Below are 18,060 nucleotides of genomic sequence, written 5' to 3'. Positions count from 1 at the left end.
GTAGTGAAACCTCGCGCTCAGTCTGTGCGCGGGCCTTGATTGGCGCTTTGATTGGCACCGGTCTCGGGCGAGGCGCGCTCGCGAGTCACATCTGAAACGAGGCGAAGCTTGCCTCGGCCACGGGGCGCAAGACGGGCCTCGATTTCACGCACTCGGTGTTCGCCGCCAGGCGTGAACATGGCTTTGAGCAGCTCCAGCTCGAGATCCGCGCGCCCGCCCTCGATGATTTCGCGGTGTCTCATGGGTTCTCGAAAGCCTACCCCAACTCGCTACAAACGCAACGACTGCTCTGGATCTATCTGTCGCATCCAGACGAGAGACAATCGCTGAGCCACCGGTCGGATTGGTAGTTCCGGTCGCTGAGTAGCGGCGTGCGTGCTCGAGGTCGTTTTTCGGCTGGGCGAAAAAGGTTTACACATGCTCATAAGTGGTGGTCTTGGTCTTGTTATCCGCCATGCGCCTCTCCTAAACCTGCCAGGACGTAGAAGTCTGCATAGTGTCCGATGCCGAGAACGGCGCACCACGGTCTGGTGCGGACCGGCAAGCAGCGCTGCATGACGTGATCTGCGGCTGTCCGGGCACCGGCTTCATAAGCTCGGGCACCCCCCAATCCTGTTCGAAGTGCGGCTGCGCTGGACTGCCCCGCGCTGCTTTATTTGCCGCAAAGGGGCGGGCAAGGCCACGAACCGCCAGAAACAAGTCCTTGGATTTCTTGCACAAATGTTATATTTTGTAGGCCGTAGGTAACCTGCACAGATGACAAACGACGCACGCAATATAACAAGAAGTCCCTTGGGTAGGTCCGAGGCACGGTTTCTAGCGGTGGTCGGATCCCGGGCCACGTTTTCGATCGCCAATGCGCGCGAAGTCTTGGGACACAAGTCCGAAGATCCTACTCGGCAGTTTCTCGAAAAGCTCCAGACAAAGGGCTGGATCAAGCGCATCCGGCGGGGCCGCTTCGCCGTCATCCCGCTTTCCTCTGGCGAGGCCCGCACGCCGCAGCTACATGAATTCATCGTGGCCATGGAGCTTGTGTCGCCGGCGGCGATCGCCTACTGGTCGGCGCTCAACCATCACGGCCTGACCGAACAACTGCCTCGCACGGTCTTCGTCGCAACCAATCACCCCGTGCGCCGCCCCCCCAAGCAGGTGCTGGGGATCAACTTCAAGCTCATCTCGCTCAAGCCCGCCAAGTTCTTCGCCGTGGTTAAGGACTGGATCGATGAACAGCCGTTTCAAGTAACGGACAAGGAAAAGACCATCATCGACGGTCTGGACCTCCCGCAGTACGTAGGCGGGGTGGATGAAATCGCCAAGGCGCTCGCCGGCAACTGGTCGGAGCTCGATGAAACGAAGCTACGCCACTACGCTGGCAAGATCGGTAACAGCGCTGTCGCCAAACGCCTGGGCTTCTTGATGGAGACGCTCAAGCTCGGCGACCCCGAAGCGCTGCGCAAGGCCGTACCCATCGCACCCGGCTTCTCGCCCCTAGACCCTACGCTGCCCAAGCGCGGCAAGTACAACCGCCGCTGGGGATTGCTCGTGAACGTCGAGATCAAGAGATGATCAGCACCGCGGCGTTGCACCAGTTCGCTGAGAAAGAGGGGCTGCGTTTCGACCAGACCGAAAAGGACTACGTTATCCTCTGGCTACTCTACGGGCTGACGCGCCCGGACCTGGCGCCGAAGGGATGGGCGTTCAAGGGCGGTACCTGCCTGCGCCACTGTTACTACGCGGGCTATCGTTTTTCCGAGGACCTCGATTTCAGTTGCGAGCCGCAGGGCAGCAATCTCCAAACGTCTTTGGAATTGCTGGCGCAGGTCGCTGCGTGGATCGGGGATGAATCCGGCACCCGTCTGACGCTCAAGGAACCGCGGACGGTACCCGGTGACTTTCAGATCGAGATTCCCGTTCAGTATCTTCGTGGCGGGGCGCGGCGGCAGGCACTGCCGCACGTTAAGGTGCAACTCACGTTTGACGAGCCAATCCTTACAGGCGTCGAAGAACGTTCGGTGACACCGGCGTACCCGGATCTTCCGCCATTCAAAATCGCCGCCTATAGCAAGCTGGAAATCATCGCCGAGAAGCTGCGCGCCTTGCTGCAACAGCAGAAGAAGTGGCCGCGCCCGCGAGACCTGTACGACCTCTGGTACATCCTGTGCCGGTCGGGAGAGCGCTACGCGTGGGAAGAACTTGAGCCGCTCTTTCGGGAGAAGTGCCGCGTGCGTGATATTGAACCCGATCTTGAGGGACTGATTTCGGAGAATCTCCGCGAATGGAATCGAGACGCCTGGGTTGACCGGCTGGGCCCGATGCTGAAGGAGCTGCCAGAGTTTGAGCAGACGTGGCGGGAGTGGGTGGAGACGTTTCGGAAGATGGTGAGCAAGCCAATATGAAGATTCTAGGCGTAATGGATAACCAGGGTCATTGCGGCTCGTGGGTTAAGAATGTGCACGTCGTACTTTACTGACAAAGTGTGAATGACTGCTGCTAAGGGAATTGCTGTCGAACTATGCGCGGGTCTCGGCGGTATCGGGATCGGGCTCCGCGCGCTCGGCTTTCATATTGCCAAAGCGTACGACTCTTGGCAGGAGGCGGTTGCCATCTACAACCACAATTTCCCGAAAGAGGTAGCGGTTACGTGCAATCTGTTGAGTGAGAGCGGGAGGAAGGCTGTTGCTGCGGACAGGCGGAAGATAGGCGAGATAGACCTTCTTGCTGCTGGACCTCCTTGCAAGGGGTTCAGCCAACTGAGGAACGGTCACCATGATGGCCGCAACGGGCACAACCGTGTTCTGGCAGCGATGCCAGAGTACATCGGTCTGCTCAAGCCGCGCCTGTTTCTCATCGAGAACGTTCCGGATCTGATCAGGCACCGTGATGGCAAGACCCTTGCCACTCTCCTTGACCGGCTGGAGCGTCCTGCACGAAGACTGCGCTACCGTGTTGAGTATCGCATCTATGATGCAGCTCTCTTCGGTACGCCGCAGGCCCGGCGGCGAATACTCATCTTAGGTGTTCGGTACGGTTCCGGAGACGAGAGCCTGCCAGAGCCAGGCCCAGACTTGGTGCCCCTGTTCTCCGCCGTAAGGCACGGTGGGGCAGTTCCTGCAGAGTTGGAGACGTATCTTAAAGCGCTCAGAGATCCCGACGATGGCTCGCTTACGTCTGCATCGCAAGCACTGTCCGACATGCCGGTGCTAGGTCCCGGCGAGCCGGAGCAAGAGAGAACTTACGCGCGTGGACCAAAGACGGTGTTCCAGCGCTGGGTGCGCAAGGGTGCCCCGCCGAAGCTCCGCGATACTCGTACGCCAGCGGTCAACGCAGAGACAGTAAGTCGCCTCAGACACATTCCCCCAGGAGGTTGCGCGCGCGCGATACCCGCAGAGCACCTCAATGGCCTCTCGCGACGCTACGACTCCGCGTACCGGCGTCTCCATCCGGATGCCCCGTCCACGGCACTCTCGACCAAATACGACTGTGTGTATCACTACGCGCAAGAGCGATCTTTGTCAGTGCGCGAATACGCTCGACTGCAAGGTATACCAGACCGGATCACATTTCCGTCCGAACTGGCATGCCGGCGCAGCGTCTATGAAATGATCGGCAACTCAGTGCCTCCCCTCATGATCGAGCGCGTATTGGGCGAGGTTCTAGAAATTGATCCCAAGGGTGGCCAGCAATGACAATCACTTCGCCGCTGGCGCGCGGTGCTAGAGATCGTCTCGATGAGCTGGATCGCCGTCTGGAGAAGGCGTATGGGACCCCTGAAGCCGTTCTCGGTAACAAGGAGGATCCGCTGGATGAAGCGATTTACATCATCCTCAGCTTCCAGACGGATTTGGCTCGCTTCGGAGCGACCTGGGACAGGCTTAAGACAACTTATCCAAGCTGGGAGGCACTCGAACGCGCGCCGGTTCCGCAAGTCGCCAGAGTCCTCCGCGAGGGAGGCCTCCACCGGCAGAAGGCACGCACACTCAAACGCCTCGTCACTGAAGTCCGCCGAATTGCCGGCGAGCTGTCTCTGAACCTACTCCGGGACATGACCGACGAGGAAGCTGAACAGATCCTCACGCGGCTTCCCGGACTTTCGTGGAAGGGGGCCCGTTGCGTCCTACTCTACAGTCTTGGACGAAACGTGTTCCCCGTGGACGGGAATACGTTTCGGATTCTAAAGCGCGTTGGAGTCCTTCGTTCCTCCGCCATCTACAGGCGGCGTTACTTGCATGATGCACTCCAGGCAGCCGTTCCAGCTGCTCGCCGGCGAGTCCTGCACGTGAACCTGGTGATCCATGGGCAGCGCACTTGCCTGCCCGTTGCACCGCAATGTCCTCGCTGTCCGATACGGTCAATATGCGCGATGAAGGGACTTCCTCGCGCGGCTCGCAAAGCCGCGACTGGGCCGTTTGACTTGGCAGCACAAACAAAGCGCCTTCGGACTCTGCCGGCCAACTATAGAGGCGCGCACCTGATGGCTGAGCGTCCTTTGAAGTAGAGCAAGAGATCGCAGGGAGGAGTGACGAGAGGAGAATGTCCGCAACGATAACTCTATTGCTTGTTATCTGCTCTTTCGTGCTCGCACTTGCGATCGCGGTGCTTATTCTGCGCGCGTTCCGCGAATCCCGGAGCCGGGAGGCCCAGGGGGGTCTTGAAGAACAGCCGGAGCGACCTAGTGGCGATGGGAAGCCTTTACGTATGCCACCTGTAGATTCCACGGCTCCTGGTCCGGTCGACTCATCTTCTTCAGCCGCGAAAACAGCGGCGGATTCACGACACGCTGGAGAAGACACCGCAGGCCATGCGTTTCCCGTGACCGAGGCAGGGACGCCGCCTATAGCGCCCCAAGCCGTGGCGGAACCCGGAGAGATTCCCGCAGAACCGTCGGTCTTGTCGCAAGAATCCGCAGGCGAGCCAAGAGTTCCTCCACGACCTGCCGACGACCTGCCCCGCGCTAGGCCTGAAACTGTAATAGAGCCAGCCATTCCCGTAGCGAGCGGCGAGAAGGTTCCGCCAGAGAGTGACGAATTACGCAAAGTTGTTAACCCCGCAGCTCCGGGCGGTGGAGGTGGCGCCAGCGAACCACCGCCAGCTGAGAAGCCTGATTCCGTTGCAGCTGTGCCGATAACGGTTGCACCTCGAGATATCACGGTTAGCGCACCGGTCGCGACTCCAGAGCCATCCAAGGAGTCGCCGAAGCGCTTGCGGTCTCCCCGACAGTATCGTCCAGTAGTTCGCGCGCCGGCTGCGCCAAGAGAGACTCCCCAAGATTCGGAAGAGCGGGTGGCGCGCGAGCGAGCGCTGCCAATCGAAGTGCGCCTTATCTTCGAGAAAGCCGGCTTCTGCAATATCTCCTTGTTGCCGCGCCGGGCACCGGCACTCCCCGGTGAGATCGCTGTCTCTGGGTCGGGAGACCCGCCTGAGCTGATCTCGCTACAGGACGATTGGTATCAGGACGTTATTCTGCCGGACATGGGAACTTTGCTGCGGCGAGGGATCGAGTGGGAAGGACACCTTGCTGATGGTCGAATCGTTCGATGGTCACTCAGCGGGCGCGAGTTATTCGTGCTCTGCAGGCATGGCGACCTCAATGGTTTTGTCAGCACGCCGCGGCTGATCCTCGGAGAACAGCACGTCGTTCTTTGCACCGAGGAACGCCTTCAAGACGTCAGGCGCGCAGTCGAACAAACGGGGAGCCCAGAACCTCACGTGCTGGATACCACAACTGGAATACCCCAGGGCTGGATCGGTCTTCGCGGTGTGGTGCCTCGAACGCCCGTCGCAGCGAGCCAGCAAGGAGAAATTCTCGACGTGCTCCGGCCCCTGGCCAACGTCGAGGTCGTCCTCGAGGGTGGTATCCGGCTCGAACGCCAGACATGGCTCCGCGGTTACCCGCCCCGTATCCGCCTTCGCGGCGATGTCGAGGCGATCCATAACGTGGTGATCGACGGACGTGAGGCGACACTGGGCCCAGACGGCGGATATGCCGCGCCAGGATGGGACCTCCCGGGCCAACACCAAGTCTGGTGCGCAAGCGCATCGCGCTCCTATTCAATTCGTGAGGGAGCCGAGGATTGGGAAGTTTGGGATGCATACACCTGGTCGATGGGGGATTTCAGCGCGGACGGCGAGCGGGTCCACCCAGCTATCTGTGGCGTACTGGTTCTGCCGCCGCGCCTTGGGCCGGGACCGGCAGGGCGCCACGGGGTTGTGGTGCCGGCGTCTAACTCGATTCTTATTGGCGCGGAGCCCGGCCAGATTTACGCGTGCGATGTCCGCGGTGATGTCCGCGCCCAGACGTGCATCGGATTTCCTTGGTTCGACCCGGTTTGGGCGATACCAGCCGATACGCTCCGGTGCGATAAGCGCATCGCCCGCGTGCTGCTCATCGGTGACCTACGCCCTGCTGGCGGGCAGGAGTCGCCTCGGCAGGCAAACATGATCCAGCGGCCGCAGTGCGCTGGCCGGGAGCACGCGAGGCGTATCAAAGCATGGACGTCTGCAATCCTAGCTGCTGGCCGAAAAGGTCTTGCGACCGAACCGCCTGGAACTGAGGTGGCTTCGTTGTGGCAAGTCTACAAGCAGCACGCGAGAGCGATTCAGAGGCGTATGCGATGAGCGCAAACGATCTCCTTCTCTGGATGTCCGCACGCCGGCAGGGTTCCTGGCAGCAGTTCCGCACCGCGGTCGAAGAACTCCACATGGCCGACAGTAATGGCGATCTGCCAGACGGGAGCGAAGAGGGCACTGACCAGTACGCCCTTCCGCTCTACCAAGCCCTGCGTCTTAACCTGCAGCGGCTCGGCCACGCCGAGTTCTTTGGGGGAGCTGGCGGCGATAACGAGTGGAGGGTGGTACCACCGAGTCTTGCCGTGACACGAAATGATAAGGGGTGGCTTGGCGTACTCGCCGGAGCACGGTCGCCCGCACTCCTCCAACGGCTTGGAAACGCAGCTACCCCGAACAAGTTCGAAACGCTGCCATCTGCTGCGTGCCCGGATCAATTCCGGATTGTCGCGAGCGATCCAGACACGCTGGCCGATATAGCGCAACGCGCTGGGCTGTTCTTGCAACCCGATGCGCCGGCGGCCATCCTGATGAGCCTGCCGCCTGTGGATGATCCCGCGGTGCGCCGCCGGGTCGAATTACCGTTCGGTTCTGAGTGGAGGATCGAACAATGGTCGGCTTCCAGTCTCCGGTGGAGAGCTGCGACACGCGATGAAGCTCTTTCCAGCTCCGGTGGTCTCTTTCGCTTCTCGCTTCGGCACCAGCGCCAAGTGTTACTCTGCTCCAGGGGCATGGCTTATCAGGTGCCAGGCCAAGTGGGGAAGTACATCGTCCTAAAGCGCCGGCGCCGGCGGATTCTTCATTATGCTGTTGTTAACCGCCGGCTTTCAGTGCCCGCAAGTTGCCGCCCGCCCTTCCTTTTGGAGCGAGCGCTCGTTCTCTGTTCAGGATTGCCGCCTGCCTATGAGGGAGGGCAAGGCGCTACCGGCTTTCTTCACTACTCCGATGTGCCCGAGGTTATCGCCAGGCTCGCATCGGGATTACTGCGACAGGAGCTCCGATGAGTAACCCGCTTGCGATCTTCGAAAGTCTGCGCGACACGTATCTAAGGTACCTCGATAGCCCCTTCGACCTCAGATACCCGGATCTCGTCGCCGAGCGCCGCCAGCTGCTCGATGCTGATGGGCGGCTATATCGGTACCCGCTGATTGAGCCGGTGCCCGCCTATCAGACCTGCGGGCAAACATTCCAGCAGGTAGCACAATCCTTGCTCGGGGCGTCCTGGGCACCCGGCGCGCTGGCGGATCTGGTTGGCTTCGTGTCGCAGGGTCTCTTCCCGCCTTCGCGCGAACTGTACGCGCACCAGCGGGAGGTCTTTCAGGAATCGGTAGTGCAGGGACGTGATGTTGTTGTCACAACGGGAACTGGTTCAGGAAAGACTGAGTGTTTCCTCTTGCCCATCGCCGCGGCGTTGATTCGCGAATCGTCTGCGTGGGGGGCTCCCGGGCCGCGGCCAGCGCAGTGGGACTGGTGGAATCATTGGACTATGCAGGGGAGCAGGAGAAGGTGGGCGCCGCGGATTCCCCAGCGCGCCCACGAGGACCCGGCGGTGCGGCCTGCGGCCGTGCGGGCGCTGATTCTCTATCCACTCAACGCACTCGTTGAAGATCAGCTCGCACGACTCCGTGACGGCTTGGATAGCGCTCAAGCCCGCACGTGGCTCCAAGTACAGCGTGGAGGCAATCGCTTTTACTTCGGGCGTTACACTGGGCGTACTCCTGTATCCGGTATTCCCACGAAGAACGCAGAAGCCAGGTTACGTACCGAACTCGCAAGCATCGAGCGCGACGCGCAGCTCGTTGTTGGATCGCCCGCCGCACGCTTCTTCCCCAGTATGGACGGCGGCGAGATGTGGTCGCGGTGGGATATGCAGGATCACCCGCCAGACATCCTGATCACGAACTACTCAATGCTCAACATCATGTTGATGCGCGGAGTTGAATCACCAATCTTCGACCAGACGAGACAGTGGCTCCAGGCAGATGCCTCTCATATATTCCATCTCGTCGTCGACGAGCTACACACTTACCGCGGCACGCCCGGAACTGAGGTTGCGTACCTCATCAGAGTTTTGCTTGACCGATTCGGCCTGTCGCCAGACTCAGACCAGCTCCGCATCATCGCGTCGAGCGCCTCGGTAGCCAGCGGTGCAGCCGGTCTCCAGTACCTTGAGGCGTTTTTCGGGCGCGATCAGAATCGTTTTCGGGTAGTAGGGGGCGCCACGCAACCCCTCAACCCCGGCGCGTTTGCCCCCGTGCGCGCCAGCGCAACTGCGCTGCGCCAACTCCGGCAGGATCTGCGAGCGTCGCAGGTGCCGATAACAGCAGCGGCGCACGCGTTTCATGCAGCTATCGGAGCAACCGCAATCGGTCCCGGCGCGACTCCCGAGGGAGTTCTCGAATCTGCACTCGGGCACATCATGGCCGCAGATGCGTTGCGATTGGCATGTTCCACCGGTCCAGCTCAGACACCCCAGATCGAGCCCCGGTTTCCTGAACAAATCGCGGCAGCCATGTTCCCCGCGCTCGCACCAGCGGATCGCCTCGAGGCACTTGAGGGGTTGCTTGCTGGCCTATCTGCGGCGCGAGGTGCCGCCGGCACAGCGCCTTTGCCCGTGCGGGCACACATGGTTTTCCGCAACCTTCAAGGACTATGGGTCTGCACAAACGCGAGCTGCACGCAGGCGCCGCCGCGAAACGGCGCCTGCCCGGCCGGTACGCTGCACTACGTCCCGACGCTAACGTGCGGGTGTGGCTCTAGAGTTCTCGAGTTGCTCTATTGCGAGGCGTGCGGCGAGATATTCTTCGGGGGATACCGGCGCGATACCGGCCTAAATCCTAACGAGTGGTACCTCAGCCCTGATCACCCCGACCTTGAAGCATCTCCGGACATGGCATCGCTCGACCGCGACTATCTTCGGTACGCTGTTTACTGGCCGGCTGGTCCTGGAATGGCGCCGGCATCGCCGCAGTGGACACAAGAGGGGGTGCAACGGTTCTGGAGGCCAGCCCGGTTCACACCCGCTGATGGCAAGGTAGTTCTCGGGGGTCCTGGCTATCTCTACTTCGTGCCGGCGATGCAGGGCCCGAACCCACCGGCGGCCGACAGCGCGAACCAGGCGTACCCTGCGCGCTGCCCGCGCTGCGACGCGGATTGGTCGCGCCGCCAGATTGGTTCCCCCATTCGCACCCTGCGGACCGGTTTTCAGAAGATTGCCCAAGTGCTATCTGATTCGCTTCTCCGCCGGATCGCTGGCGCGGGAGCGAGCCAGTCGCGCAAGCTCGTGGTTTTTTCGGACAGCCGGCAGGACGCGGCCAAGCTTTCAGCGGGCATGCGCTTTTCTCACTACCGCGACGCGCTGCGCCAAGCGATTACCCAGGCGATCGCAGTGCAAGGCGCCGGCGCGCAAGCGTTCGCGGCGCAACTCGCTGGACAGGTGCTGCCGCCGGAACAGCAGGCGCTAGCAACTACATTCGCAAGCACGCACACAGCGGAGTCGGCGATTCTCTTAGGTGCCGCAAACCCGGTGACTGCTCAACAGGCGTGCCCTAACTATCCGGGGCTAACGTACCAGCAGGCTGCGCAGCGCATCCTGACTCGCGCAGTTCAGGGTCCGTTTCATGTAGCGCAACTTGCAGCTGATGCCTCGGCGCAGCTCCTGGCTCGCGGGATGAACCCAGGCGGATTTATACAAGACGTGCTCTGGACGGACCCGCGGCAGCAGACCGGGAGCTGGCGAGATTTGTATGTCTGGGGACCACCAGGATCTGTGCCGCAGGCTAGAGGGGCGCAGCTTACGCAGCCACAGCGAGATCACCTGCGGCGGATTCAAGATCAGTCGCTCCTTGAGGTGATGGATGTCATTTTCGCTTCTGGGCGGCGCAGCCTTGAATCGCTGCGAATTGCGTACGCAACGACTGACCGGATCGGCGCTCCAGCCCCTAACCCTCTCGTGCAAGAGGCCGCCGATGGCGTGATTCGACTGCTCGGCGCGCGGCGGCGCCTCTCAACTCATGGCGCCGCTAGCCAGCCTAATCCACCTGGGTACGTCGCCCAGTATCTCGCAGCCGTCGCCCAACAGCATGGCCAAACACCTCAGACCTTTGCTGCCGATGTTTTGACTTATCTCAATGGCGCAGGCGTGCTTGCCCAGCACGTGCTCATGGTCCAGAACCTCTGCCTCGCGCGCCCAGGCCCGTCCTACTACGAATGCGGTCAGTGCCGCCGCATCCACCTCCACCCATCCGGCGGCGTTTGTACGGACTGCAATACGCCGCTCGGGCCGCCCCAGCCAATGGCGGCGGCACAGGTCTCACCTGATTACTACAGCTATCTCGCAACCCAGGCGGGCCCGCTGTTCCGCCTGAACTGCGAGGAACTCACGGGGCAAACAAACAAGAACGAAGGAAGGAAGCGCCAGCGGCTCTTCCAAGACATCTGCCTCCCACCCCCCGATGAGATCCCAATTACGGACGCGATTGACCTCCTTAGCGTGACCACAACAATGGAGGCAGGCGTCGATATCGGCTCGTTGCTTGCCGTGATGATGGCGAACATGCCGCCGATGCGCTTCAACTACCAGCAGCGCGTCGGCCGCGCAGGCCGGCGGGGTGCTGGCCTTTCGGTAGCACTGACGTTATGCCGGGGCCGCAGCCACGATGATTACTATTTCCAGCGTCCCGACCGCATGACCTCCGATCCTCCTCCGCAGCCATACGTTGACATGCGCCGGGAGGTGATCCTACAGCGCGTGCTGGCCAAGGAGGTCCTGCGGCAAGCGTTTGGCGCTCTCGGTCTGTTTGCGGCCACGGGTGGTGACAGCGTCCACGGCGAGTTCGGAGATGCTGCGCAGTGGGGCGCTCCGCCAGCCCAGCCTGTTCCTGGCACTCCGCCGGGCATGACCGTCGCGCAGCTTGTCGGCGCTTGGATTCAAAGCAACCCAGCCGCCATTGCGCGAACGTGCGACGTTCTGCTTTCCTACACGACGCCGCAGTTGCAGGCACAGCGGCCCGACTTGATCAGTTTCATTCAGAATCAGCTCGTGGCGCGAGTGACGGCAGCTGCAACTGACCCAAGGCTCCCGCAGAGATCGTTAAGTGAGCGGCTCGCAAACGCCGGCATACTGCCGATGTTCGGGTTCCCGACGCGCGTTCGCTACCTCTTCCATGAGAGGCCCGGCACAGCCTACGAATGGCCGCCAGAGGGCGTTGTCGATCGCGAACTCGATATAGCAATCAGCCAGTTTGCACCTTGCTCTGAAACGGTGAAGGATGGACTCATTCATACATCGGTTGGTGTCGTCGACTATCAGCCTCAGGGAAATACGGTCACCGAGCAGCCGAATCCACTTGGCCCGCCTCAGGTCGTTGGATTATGCCGGCGGTGTCAAGCGGTTGACGGTTCGCAAAACCCGGCACCAGCCTGCCCGGTCTGTGGTGCGGCACCGCCCGACTACGACCTGGTACGCCTCTCGCAGCCGCGAGGGTTCCGCACGTGGTCTGGAGCAAGCCGCGACTTCGACGGCGTATTCGAATGGACTGCGCGGGCATCGCGTCCGAAAGTCGGTGTTACACCGGTTCCGATGACACCAGTTGCAAACTTCGAGGTCTGGAGCGGCCAAGACACGGTTTACGTTATCAACGACAACGAAGGGCGTCAGTTTGACTTTGAAAAGCTCGCCCAAGGAGAAACATGGGTCACACGGGAAGCCCTGGCGAAAATCGGCATCAATAATGTTCCCCTCGCCCCCGGAGGAGCAGTTGACCGCCGCGCTCTCGCCTCCGTCAAACCTACCGATGTTCTTGTGCTCGGTATCCGAACATGGCCGGTAGGTGTCAGTGCCATGCCGCTTCGGGTTGAAGGCCGCGCGGCGCTGTATTCTTTGGGCTTCCTGCTCCGGCGAGCGGCGGCGGTACGGCTGGATATCCATGAGCGAGAACTTAAGGTTGGTTTACGCGTGATGCAGGACGCGAATGGGCAAGTTATTGGCCAGATTTTCATCTCAGACAGCCTGGAGAATGGTGCTGGATACAGTTCGTACTTCGGTAGCCCAACCGAAGCTGAGAGTCTCTTGCGTTTCGTCGTTGGCCAGACGAGCAACACGTTCTACGGACCGCTGGTCACTGCAGTGCACTCTGGTATTTGCCAGACGTCATGCCCCGACTGTCTCCGCGATTTCAGCAATCTCGCGTACCACAACATTCTTGACTGGCGCTTGGGTCTAGATCTGGCTCGATTGGCGTTGGACCCAAACGCTCAGATCGACTTCTCGGTGCCCTACTGGCAAGGGATTGACGCGTCAGCTGCCGGACCGTACTTCGCAGCGATGCCCGGCTGGCAGCGCCTTACGTATGGGGGTCTTCAAGCAGGCCGCCGCGGGAATCAGGTTGAGATTATCACGCACCCGCTGTGGGATACCGATCGAAACCGCTTGGGTCCTCAGCTCGCCGGGGCATATGCGCAGGCTGTAGCAGCTGGTTGTCACGTTACGTTTAAGTCGATCTTTGAAGTGCTAAGAAGGCCGTTCTGACAGGCAACGAGCATGTATTGGCGTACAGACCTCCGAAACGGCCATAGAAAAATCGCTGAACTCCAGCTCCTTTCAGCCACCCATGGATAACAAGACCACTTTACCTGAGATTAGCGCTGATGATTTCGCCCGGCGCTTTTCATTGCGCGCAGAAAACCTGATGTGGTTACTCGGTGCTGGAGCATCGGCGTCAGCCGGTATACCAACTGCGTCGGACATGGTGTGGGAGTTCAAGCAACAGTTGTATATCAGCCAACGCCGAGTCTCGCCGCAGTCAGTCGCGGATCTCTCGAATTCGGCGATCCGCGCTCAGTTGCAAGCTCATATCGATTCGACAAAGAACTTCCCGCCGCCAGGTTCGCCGGAAGAATATGCCGCGCTTTTCGAGGCGACCTATCCGGCCGAAGTCGACCGGCGCGCCTATTTGGATGCCAAGATGGCCGGGGCGAAGCCTTCCTATGGTCACCTCGCTCTCGCGACACTAATGCGTGCGCAACTCACCCGCCTTGTGTGGACTACGAACTTCGATCCACTCATGGCTGATGGCTGTGCCAAGGTGTACGACGGAACGGGGGCGCTGACTTGTGCGGCCCTTGACGCGCCGGACTTGGCAGCGCAATGCATTACGCAAGGACGCTGGCCCGTGGAGGTCAAACTGCATGGGGATTTTCGGTCGCGCCGCTTAAAGAATACTGGCGACGAACTGCGCCACCAAGACGAACGGCTGAGGCAAATCCTCATCGACTCCTGCCGGCGCTTCGGACTCGTGGTAGTCGGCTATAGCGGCCGTGACGATTCCATCATGGACGCGCTCGAGGAGGCACTAAAGCACAGCGACGCGTTCCAGTTGGGGCTCTTTTGGCTGCATCGAGGCGAAGAACCGCCGCTCCCCCGCGTTCAGCAGTTACTGTTGAGCGCCAAGGCGGCGGGAGTGGAAGCTGGGCTAGTGCGTGTGGAAAACTTCGACGAGGTAATGCGAGATCTCATCCGTCTGGTGAAGGGTATCGACACGACCGTGCTTGATGCTTTCGCTACGGAGCGTCGGCGCTGGAGCGACGCTCCGCGTCCAAACGGAAGTCGTGGTTGGCCAGTAGTGCGCCTCAATGCGTTACCGGTAGTCCGTACGCCCAACGTGTGCCGGCGTGTAGTGTGCCAGATCGGCGGCTTTGGTGAAGCGCGCGATGCAGCTCAAAAGGCCGGTGTGGACGTATTGATTGCTCGCACTCGGGCCGGAGTATTGGCATATGGTAGGGACGCTGATGTGCGTAAGGCTTTCGAGCCATACGGCATCACGGAATTTGACTTGCATACCATCGAGACAAAACGGCTTCGCTATGATTCTGGCGAACGCGGTCTCTTGCGCGATGCACTGACTCGGGCGATCCAGCGCCATCGGTGTCTTGACGTCGTTCGCCGGCGAAGCACGGATCTGCTAGCACCAACTGATCCAGCGGACAGCACATGGGCGCCACTGAAACGTCTGGCCGGCTCGCTCAGTGGTGCGGTCGCAGGTGGTTCCGGATTACGTTGGCGTGAAGGTGTTGGAATTCGGCTCGACTGGGCCGATGACCGCCTGTGGTTGTTGATCGAACCGCGGACAGTCTTCGATGGCATCACCGATGCCAATAAGGCGGCTGCCGCAGATTTTTCTCGTGAAAGGACGGTTAAGCGCTATAACCGGCAACTCAACGATTTCGTCGATTTTTGGGCTGAACTACTTGCCGGCAGCGATCTGCGCGCGCTGGAAATCGGTGATGGTGTCGATGCCGTTTTTTCTATCTCTGGGATTACCGCCTTTTCGAGGAGGGCTGGGGCATGAGCAGCGAGATTTTTCCTCATGTTTGGTTGCCTGAACCAAAACTGGCCTTCCATCCTGATCGCGCATCTGACCAGGACATTCACCCGCTGCGGGGCCTGCTGCGATTCGGTCCGCACTCCAGCGGCTTGGTGCCGGATCCTATCCGCGTCGCCACGTTGGCACCTGAGGGTGAGAGCCACCGCCTTTACGATTTCTTGAAGCAGCTCAACGCGCCAGCCAAACCCAGCGAGCGCAGAGACTATCTGCCGGAGTGGCCCGGTTTTCAGCGCGTTTTCGGTCTTCATATGAAAGCCGCCGGTGGTAGCTGCCACGTTGAGCTCGACAAAGAACTTGAGGCTGAATTCTGCGATTCATCAACACCGCACATTGTGTTGGCCGAGCGGCTGGTGCGCGCCATTCAGCGCCTCGACACCCAACGCAATGATTTTGATGTGCTGTTTATTTACATCCCTCAACGCTGGGCAGCTGGCTACGTCGGGGCGTCAGGCGAAGATTTTGATCTGCATGATCACCTAAAAGCCGCAACAGCCACCCGTCGACTCCCTGTCCAGTTGGTACGCGAGGACAAGGCGCTCGCCTATCCAGATCGAGCTAGTGTGATGTGGCGCATTGGGTTAGCGCTTTATGCCAAGGCCGGTGGTGTGCCCTGGAAGCTGGCTGAGATGGACCCTGAAACTGCTTACATCGGAATTTCCTACGCCGTGCGCCCGGTCGAATCGGACCGGCCTCGCTTTGTTACCTGCTGCAGCCAGGTTTTTGACGCTGAAGGCTCGGGCTTGGAGTTTGTTGCCTATGATGCCCACGAAGTGGAGGTCCAACGCGACAATCCATTCCTCTCACGTACCGAGATGTTCCGCGTGATGACACGTTCGTTGGAACTATACCGTCGCCGTCATGCTGGTCGCTCGCCGCGCCGTGTGATGGTCCATAAGACAACCGAATTTAAGCCGGACGAGATCGATGGTTGCATGGAAGCCCTTCATCTGTGCGAGGCAGTCGATCTCTTGCAGATCGTTGAAGACGTTGGTTGGCGCGGAATTCGGATCGACGGTGATGATGGCGCGAAGAAGGGAAAGCCCGCAGCCTTTCCGGTTTCGCGCGGTACGCTGATGGGTCTCGGTCCGCGAGAAGCGTTGCTGTGGACCCATGGTGACGTACGTGGCATTAGCGATCGGCAATACTTTCAGGGTGCTCGAGGTACACCCGTACCGGTGCGCTTGGTACGGCACGCCGGCCACGGGCCTTGGGACGAGACCGCGCGCGCCATACTCGCGCTTTCGAAAATGGACTGGAACAACGATGCTTTGTATGACCCGCTACCCGTAACCATTGGGTACGCGAAGGTACTCGCGCGAGTGGTTAAGCGCATGCACGGTTTGGGGAGCGCGCCGTATCAGTTTCGGTTCTTCATGTAACTCGGTCGCGTGAAATCGAAAAGGAGAGATTGGAGAAAGAGGCGCGGCGCCGAAAAGAGGAGGAAGGGCACCGAGAACGCGCATGACAGATCCAGGATCTGGAGAGCATGTTGGGTGACCACCTTGCGTCGCGCAGCGTATCATTTCGCCGTGCGAGCGAATCCTTGCGTAAGTGACGCTCGAAAAAAATTTTCGTGTGGCACTTTTGTGACACTTCAGTGGGCCCAAATGGACGTTTTGCTGCTTTTGTGTGCAACGGGCGCTCCGTAAGTGGTTGAATTGACTACGCCCACAAAAACAGCTCACGCCTTTTAACCAGTTGGTCGCAGGTTCGACTCCTGCACGGCCCACCAGTTATCAAGCACTTACAGCATCTTCGGTAGAGTCGCATTCTGACTTTGCCAATTTTTTGCCAGCAACGACCCGAAGCCTCGGGACGTTGTCGGCAAACTCGGCGAGGTGGCTGGCGCCGAGATGGGCGTACCGCATGACCATCGCGAGCGTCTTCCATCCACCGAGTTGCTGCAGCACGGGGATCGGCGTTCCATTTTGAACGTGCCAAGAGGCCCAGGTGTGACGCAGGTCGTGCCAACGGAAGTTGGAAATCCCTGCGCGCTTCAGAGCCGCTTTGAACGCCTTCGTGTTGCCCCGTTTTACTCGCTTTCCGTAATACGTAAACACCCACCGCGAATGCTTCCCTTGCTGCCGACGTAGCACCAGGATCGCCTCGGCGGAAAGCGGCAGATTGAAGGCCGAACCGTTCTTCGATTGATAGCCTTCCACCCACATTACCCGCCGCTCCAGATCGACCCTAGACCACTCAAGGCCGGTGACGTTCGATTCGCGCAGTCCCGTCGCGAGGCTGAACCGGACCAATTCCGCAAGCGCTGCGGTCCGCTTCGACTTCGCCAGTTCCTGAATCAACCGGTCGGCTTCTTCCGGCGTGATCCAACGAATGCGAACGTCGGGTTCGTCGAGGAATTCGATCGGGGGGAGCGCTTTGAGCCAATTACGCTTGAGTGCCATCCGCAATACCGAACGCAACACTTCGAGCGTCCGATTGGTTGTTGCTGGCGCTACCCCCGCTGACTCTCGGTCTGCCTTGATCCTATCTATGTCCTCCGCGGTGATGTCTCTCAACAGCTTGCCCCCGAGGTACGGATTCAGTATCCGCAGGTTCCGACGCAGGTCTCGCCACGACGGCTTGGACTTCTTGGCCTGCGACCAGGGCATGACGGCCTCCTCCCAGCGTTTCGGCGATTCCTCACCGAGCTGGCAGGCCCGCCATACCTCCTGCTTCAACTGGATTTCGTACTCTTGGGCGAGCTTTCGATCGGCAGTCCGAGTAGTTCGGCATATGCGGCGTCCATTTGGCGCCGTGAAGCGAACGTACCAATGCGGACTGCCCTTGAATTTGCAGAGCATGGATTTTCCTCCTTGCCCTGCAACGCCCGAGAAGCAGGGTACAAGGACCTCAAGTTGGCGACAAGGTCAGGTTCGTAGAAGAGCCAGGATCGTCCGATCTTGGCGCCCGGAACCTCTCCGGCCTTTGCTTTGCGGCGCAGGGATTCCGGGTTCATCCGGAGGAACCGGGCTGCCTGTTCCAGTGTCAGCAGCGTCTCGCTTCTCCCGTCTTTCTCGGACGAGCGCGGCGTGGACTTCCCCAGGGACGTGGCGACCTGGTTCGGGTCAGGATTGGCGTGTTTGAGCATGGCGTGGTCTCGGTGTTGGTC

General features: G+C 60.3%; 12 protein-coding genes. 7 read left to right on the top strand and 5 right to left on the bottom strand.

The window, feature by feature from the left end; genetic code table 11:
- Positions 1-17: 17 nt before the first annotated feature.
- Positions 18-242, bottom strand: coding sequence for a hypothetical protein (locus SVA_RS16200; RefSeq protein WP_096462210.1), 225 nt, complete (start codon positions 240-242; stop codon positions 18-20).
- A gap of 550 nt (positions 243-792) precedes the next feature.
- Between SVA_RS16200 and SVA_RS16195 the strand changes: the two genes are divergently transcribed.
- The 4 genes from SVA_RS16195 to SVA_RS20520 all read left to right on the top strand — a co-directional run bounded on the left by SVA_RS16195 (position 793) and on the right by SVA_RS20520 (position 4,495).
- Positions 793-1,566 (top strand): type IV toxin-antitoxin system AbiEi family antitoxin domain-containing protein, encoded by a 774-nt coding sequence (locus tag SVA_RS16195; RefSeq protein ID WP_169924149.1) that lies wholly within the window; start codon positions 793-795, stop codon positions 1,564-1,566.
- Entirely contained in the window at positions 1,563-2,396 is an 834-nt protein-coding gene (locus SVA_RS16190; RefSeq protein ID WP_096462208.1) for a nucleotidyl transferase AbiEii/AbiGii toxin family protein, read from the top strand. Before SVA_RS16195 ends, SVA_RS16190 begins: the two co-directional genes overlap by 4 nt.
- Positions 2,397-2,480: 84 nt before the next feature.
- On the top strand, positions 2,481-3,686 hold the full coding sequence (locus tag SVA_RS16185) for a DNA cytosine methyltransferase (RefSeq protein ID WP_096462207.1): 1,206 nt from the start codon (positions 2,481-2,483) through the stop codon (positions 3,684-3,686).
- Positions 3,683-4,495, top strand: a complete 813-nt coding sequence (locus SVA_RS20520) for an endonuclease III domain-containing protein (RefSeq protein ID WP_096462206.1) — start codon at positions 3,683-3,685, stop codon at positions 4,493-4,495. Before SVA_RS16185 ends, SVA_RS20520 begins: the two co-directional genes overlap by 4 nt.
- Positions 4,496-5,556: 1,061 nt before the next feature.
- Here the strand turns inward: SVA_RS20520 and SVA_RS16175 are convergent.
- Both SVA_RS16175 and SVA_RS16170 read right to left on the bottom strand, forming a co-directional pair.
- Positions 5,557-5,931: a hypothetical protein gene (locus tag SVA_RS16175; RefSeq protein ID WP_148665528.1), complete on the bottom strand. Its 375-nt coding sequence runs from the start codon at positions 5,929-5,931 to the stop codon at positions 5,557-5,559.
- Positions 5,932-6,596: 665 nt separating this feature from the next.
- On the bottom strand, positions 6,597-6,806 hold the full coding sequence (locus tag SVA_RS16170) for a hypothetical protein (RefSeq protein WP_096462204.1): 210 nt from the start codon (positions 6,804-6,806) through the stop codon (positions 6,597-6,599).
- Between the two features lie 758 nt (positions 6,807-7,564).
- Here SVA_RS16170 and SVA_RS16165 point away from each other — a divergent pair.
- The 3 genes from SVA_RS16165 to SVA_RS16155 all read left to right on the top strand — a co-directional run bounded on the left by SVA_RS16165 (position 7,565) and on the right by SVA_RS16155 (position 16,327).
- Positions 7,565-13,093, top strand: coding sequence for a DEAD/DEAH box helicase (locus SVA_RS16165; protein ID WP_096462203.1), 5,529 nt, complete (start codon positions 7,565-7,567; stop codon positions 13,091-13,093).
- Between the two features lie 82 nt (positions 13,094-13,175).
- The gene (locus SVA_RS16160) at positions 13,176-14,912 is read left to right on the top strand and encodes an SIR2 family protein (RefSeq protein WP_096462202.1); all 1,737 of its coding nucleotides are present in this window, start codon (positions 13,176-13,178) and stop codon (positions 14,910-14,912) included.
- The gene (locus tag SVA_RS16155; protein WP_096462201.1) at positions 14,909-16,327 is read left to right on the top strand and encodes an argonaute/piwi family protein; all 1,419 of its coding nucleotides are present in this window, start codon (positions 14,909-14,911) and stop codon (positions 16,325-16,327) included. Before SVA_RS16160 ends, SVA_RS16155 begins: the two co-directional genes overlap by 4 nt.
- Positions 16,328-16,684: 357 nt before the next feature.
- Here the strand turns inward: SVA_RS16155 and SVA_RS16150 are convergent, their stop codons facing one another.
- Positions 16,685-17,629 carry a tyrosine-type recombinase/integrase gene (locus SVA_RS16150; RefSeq protein ID WP_169924148.1) on the bottom strand — a complete coding sequence of 315 codons (945 nt, stop codon included), beginning with the start codon at positions 17,627-17,629 and terminating at the stop codon, positions 16,685-16,687.
- Positions 17,626-18,039 carry a helix-turn-helix domain-containing protein gene (locus SVA_RS16145; protein WP_096462199.1) on the bottom strand — a complete coding sequence of 138 codons (414 nt, stop codon included), beginning with the start codon at positions 18,037-18,039 and terminating at the stop codon, positions 17,626-17,628. Before SVA_RS16145 ends, SVA_RS16150 begins: the two co-directional genes overlap by 4 nt.
- Positions 18,040-18,060: the final 21 nt, after the last annotated feature.

This window comes from Sulfurifustis variabilis (genome assembly GCF_002355415.1).
Lineage (GTDB): Bacteria > Pseudomonadota > Gammaproteobacteria > Acidiferrobacterales > Sulfurifustaceae > Sulfurifustis > Sulfurifustis variabilis.
This window is presented reverse-complemented; position numbering and strand designations above follow the sequence as displayed.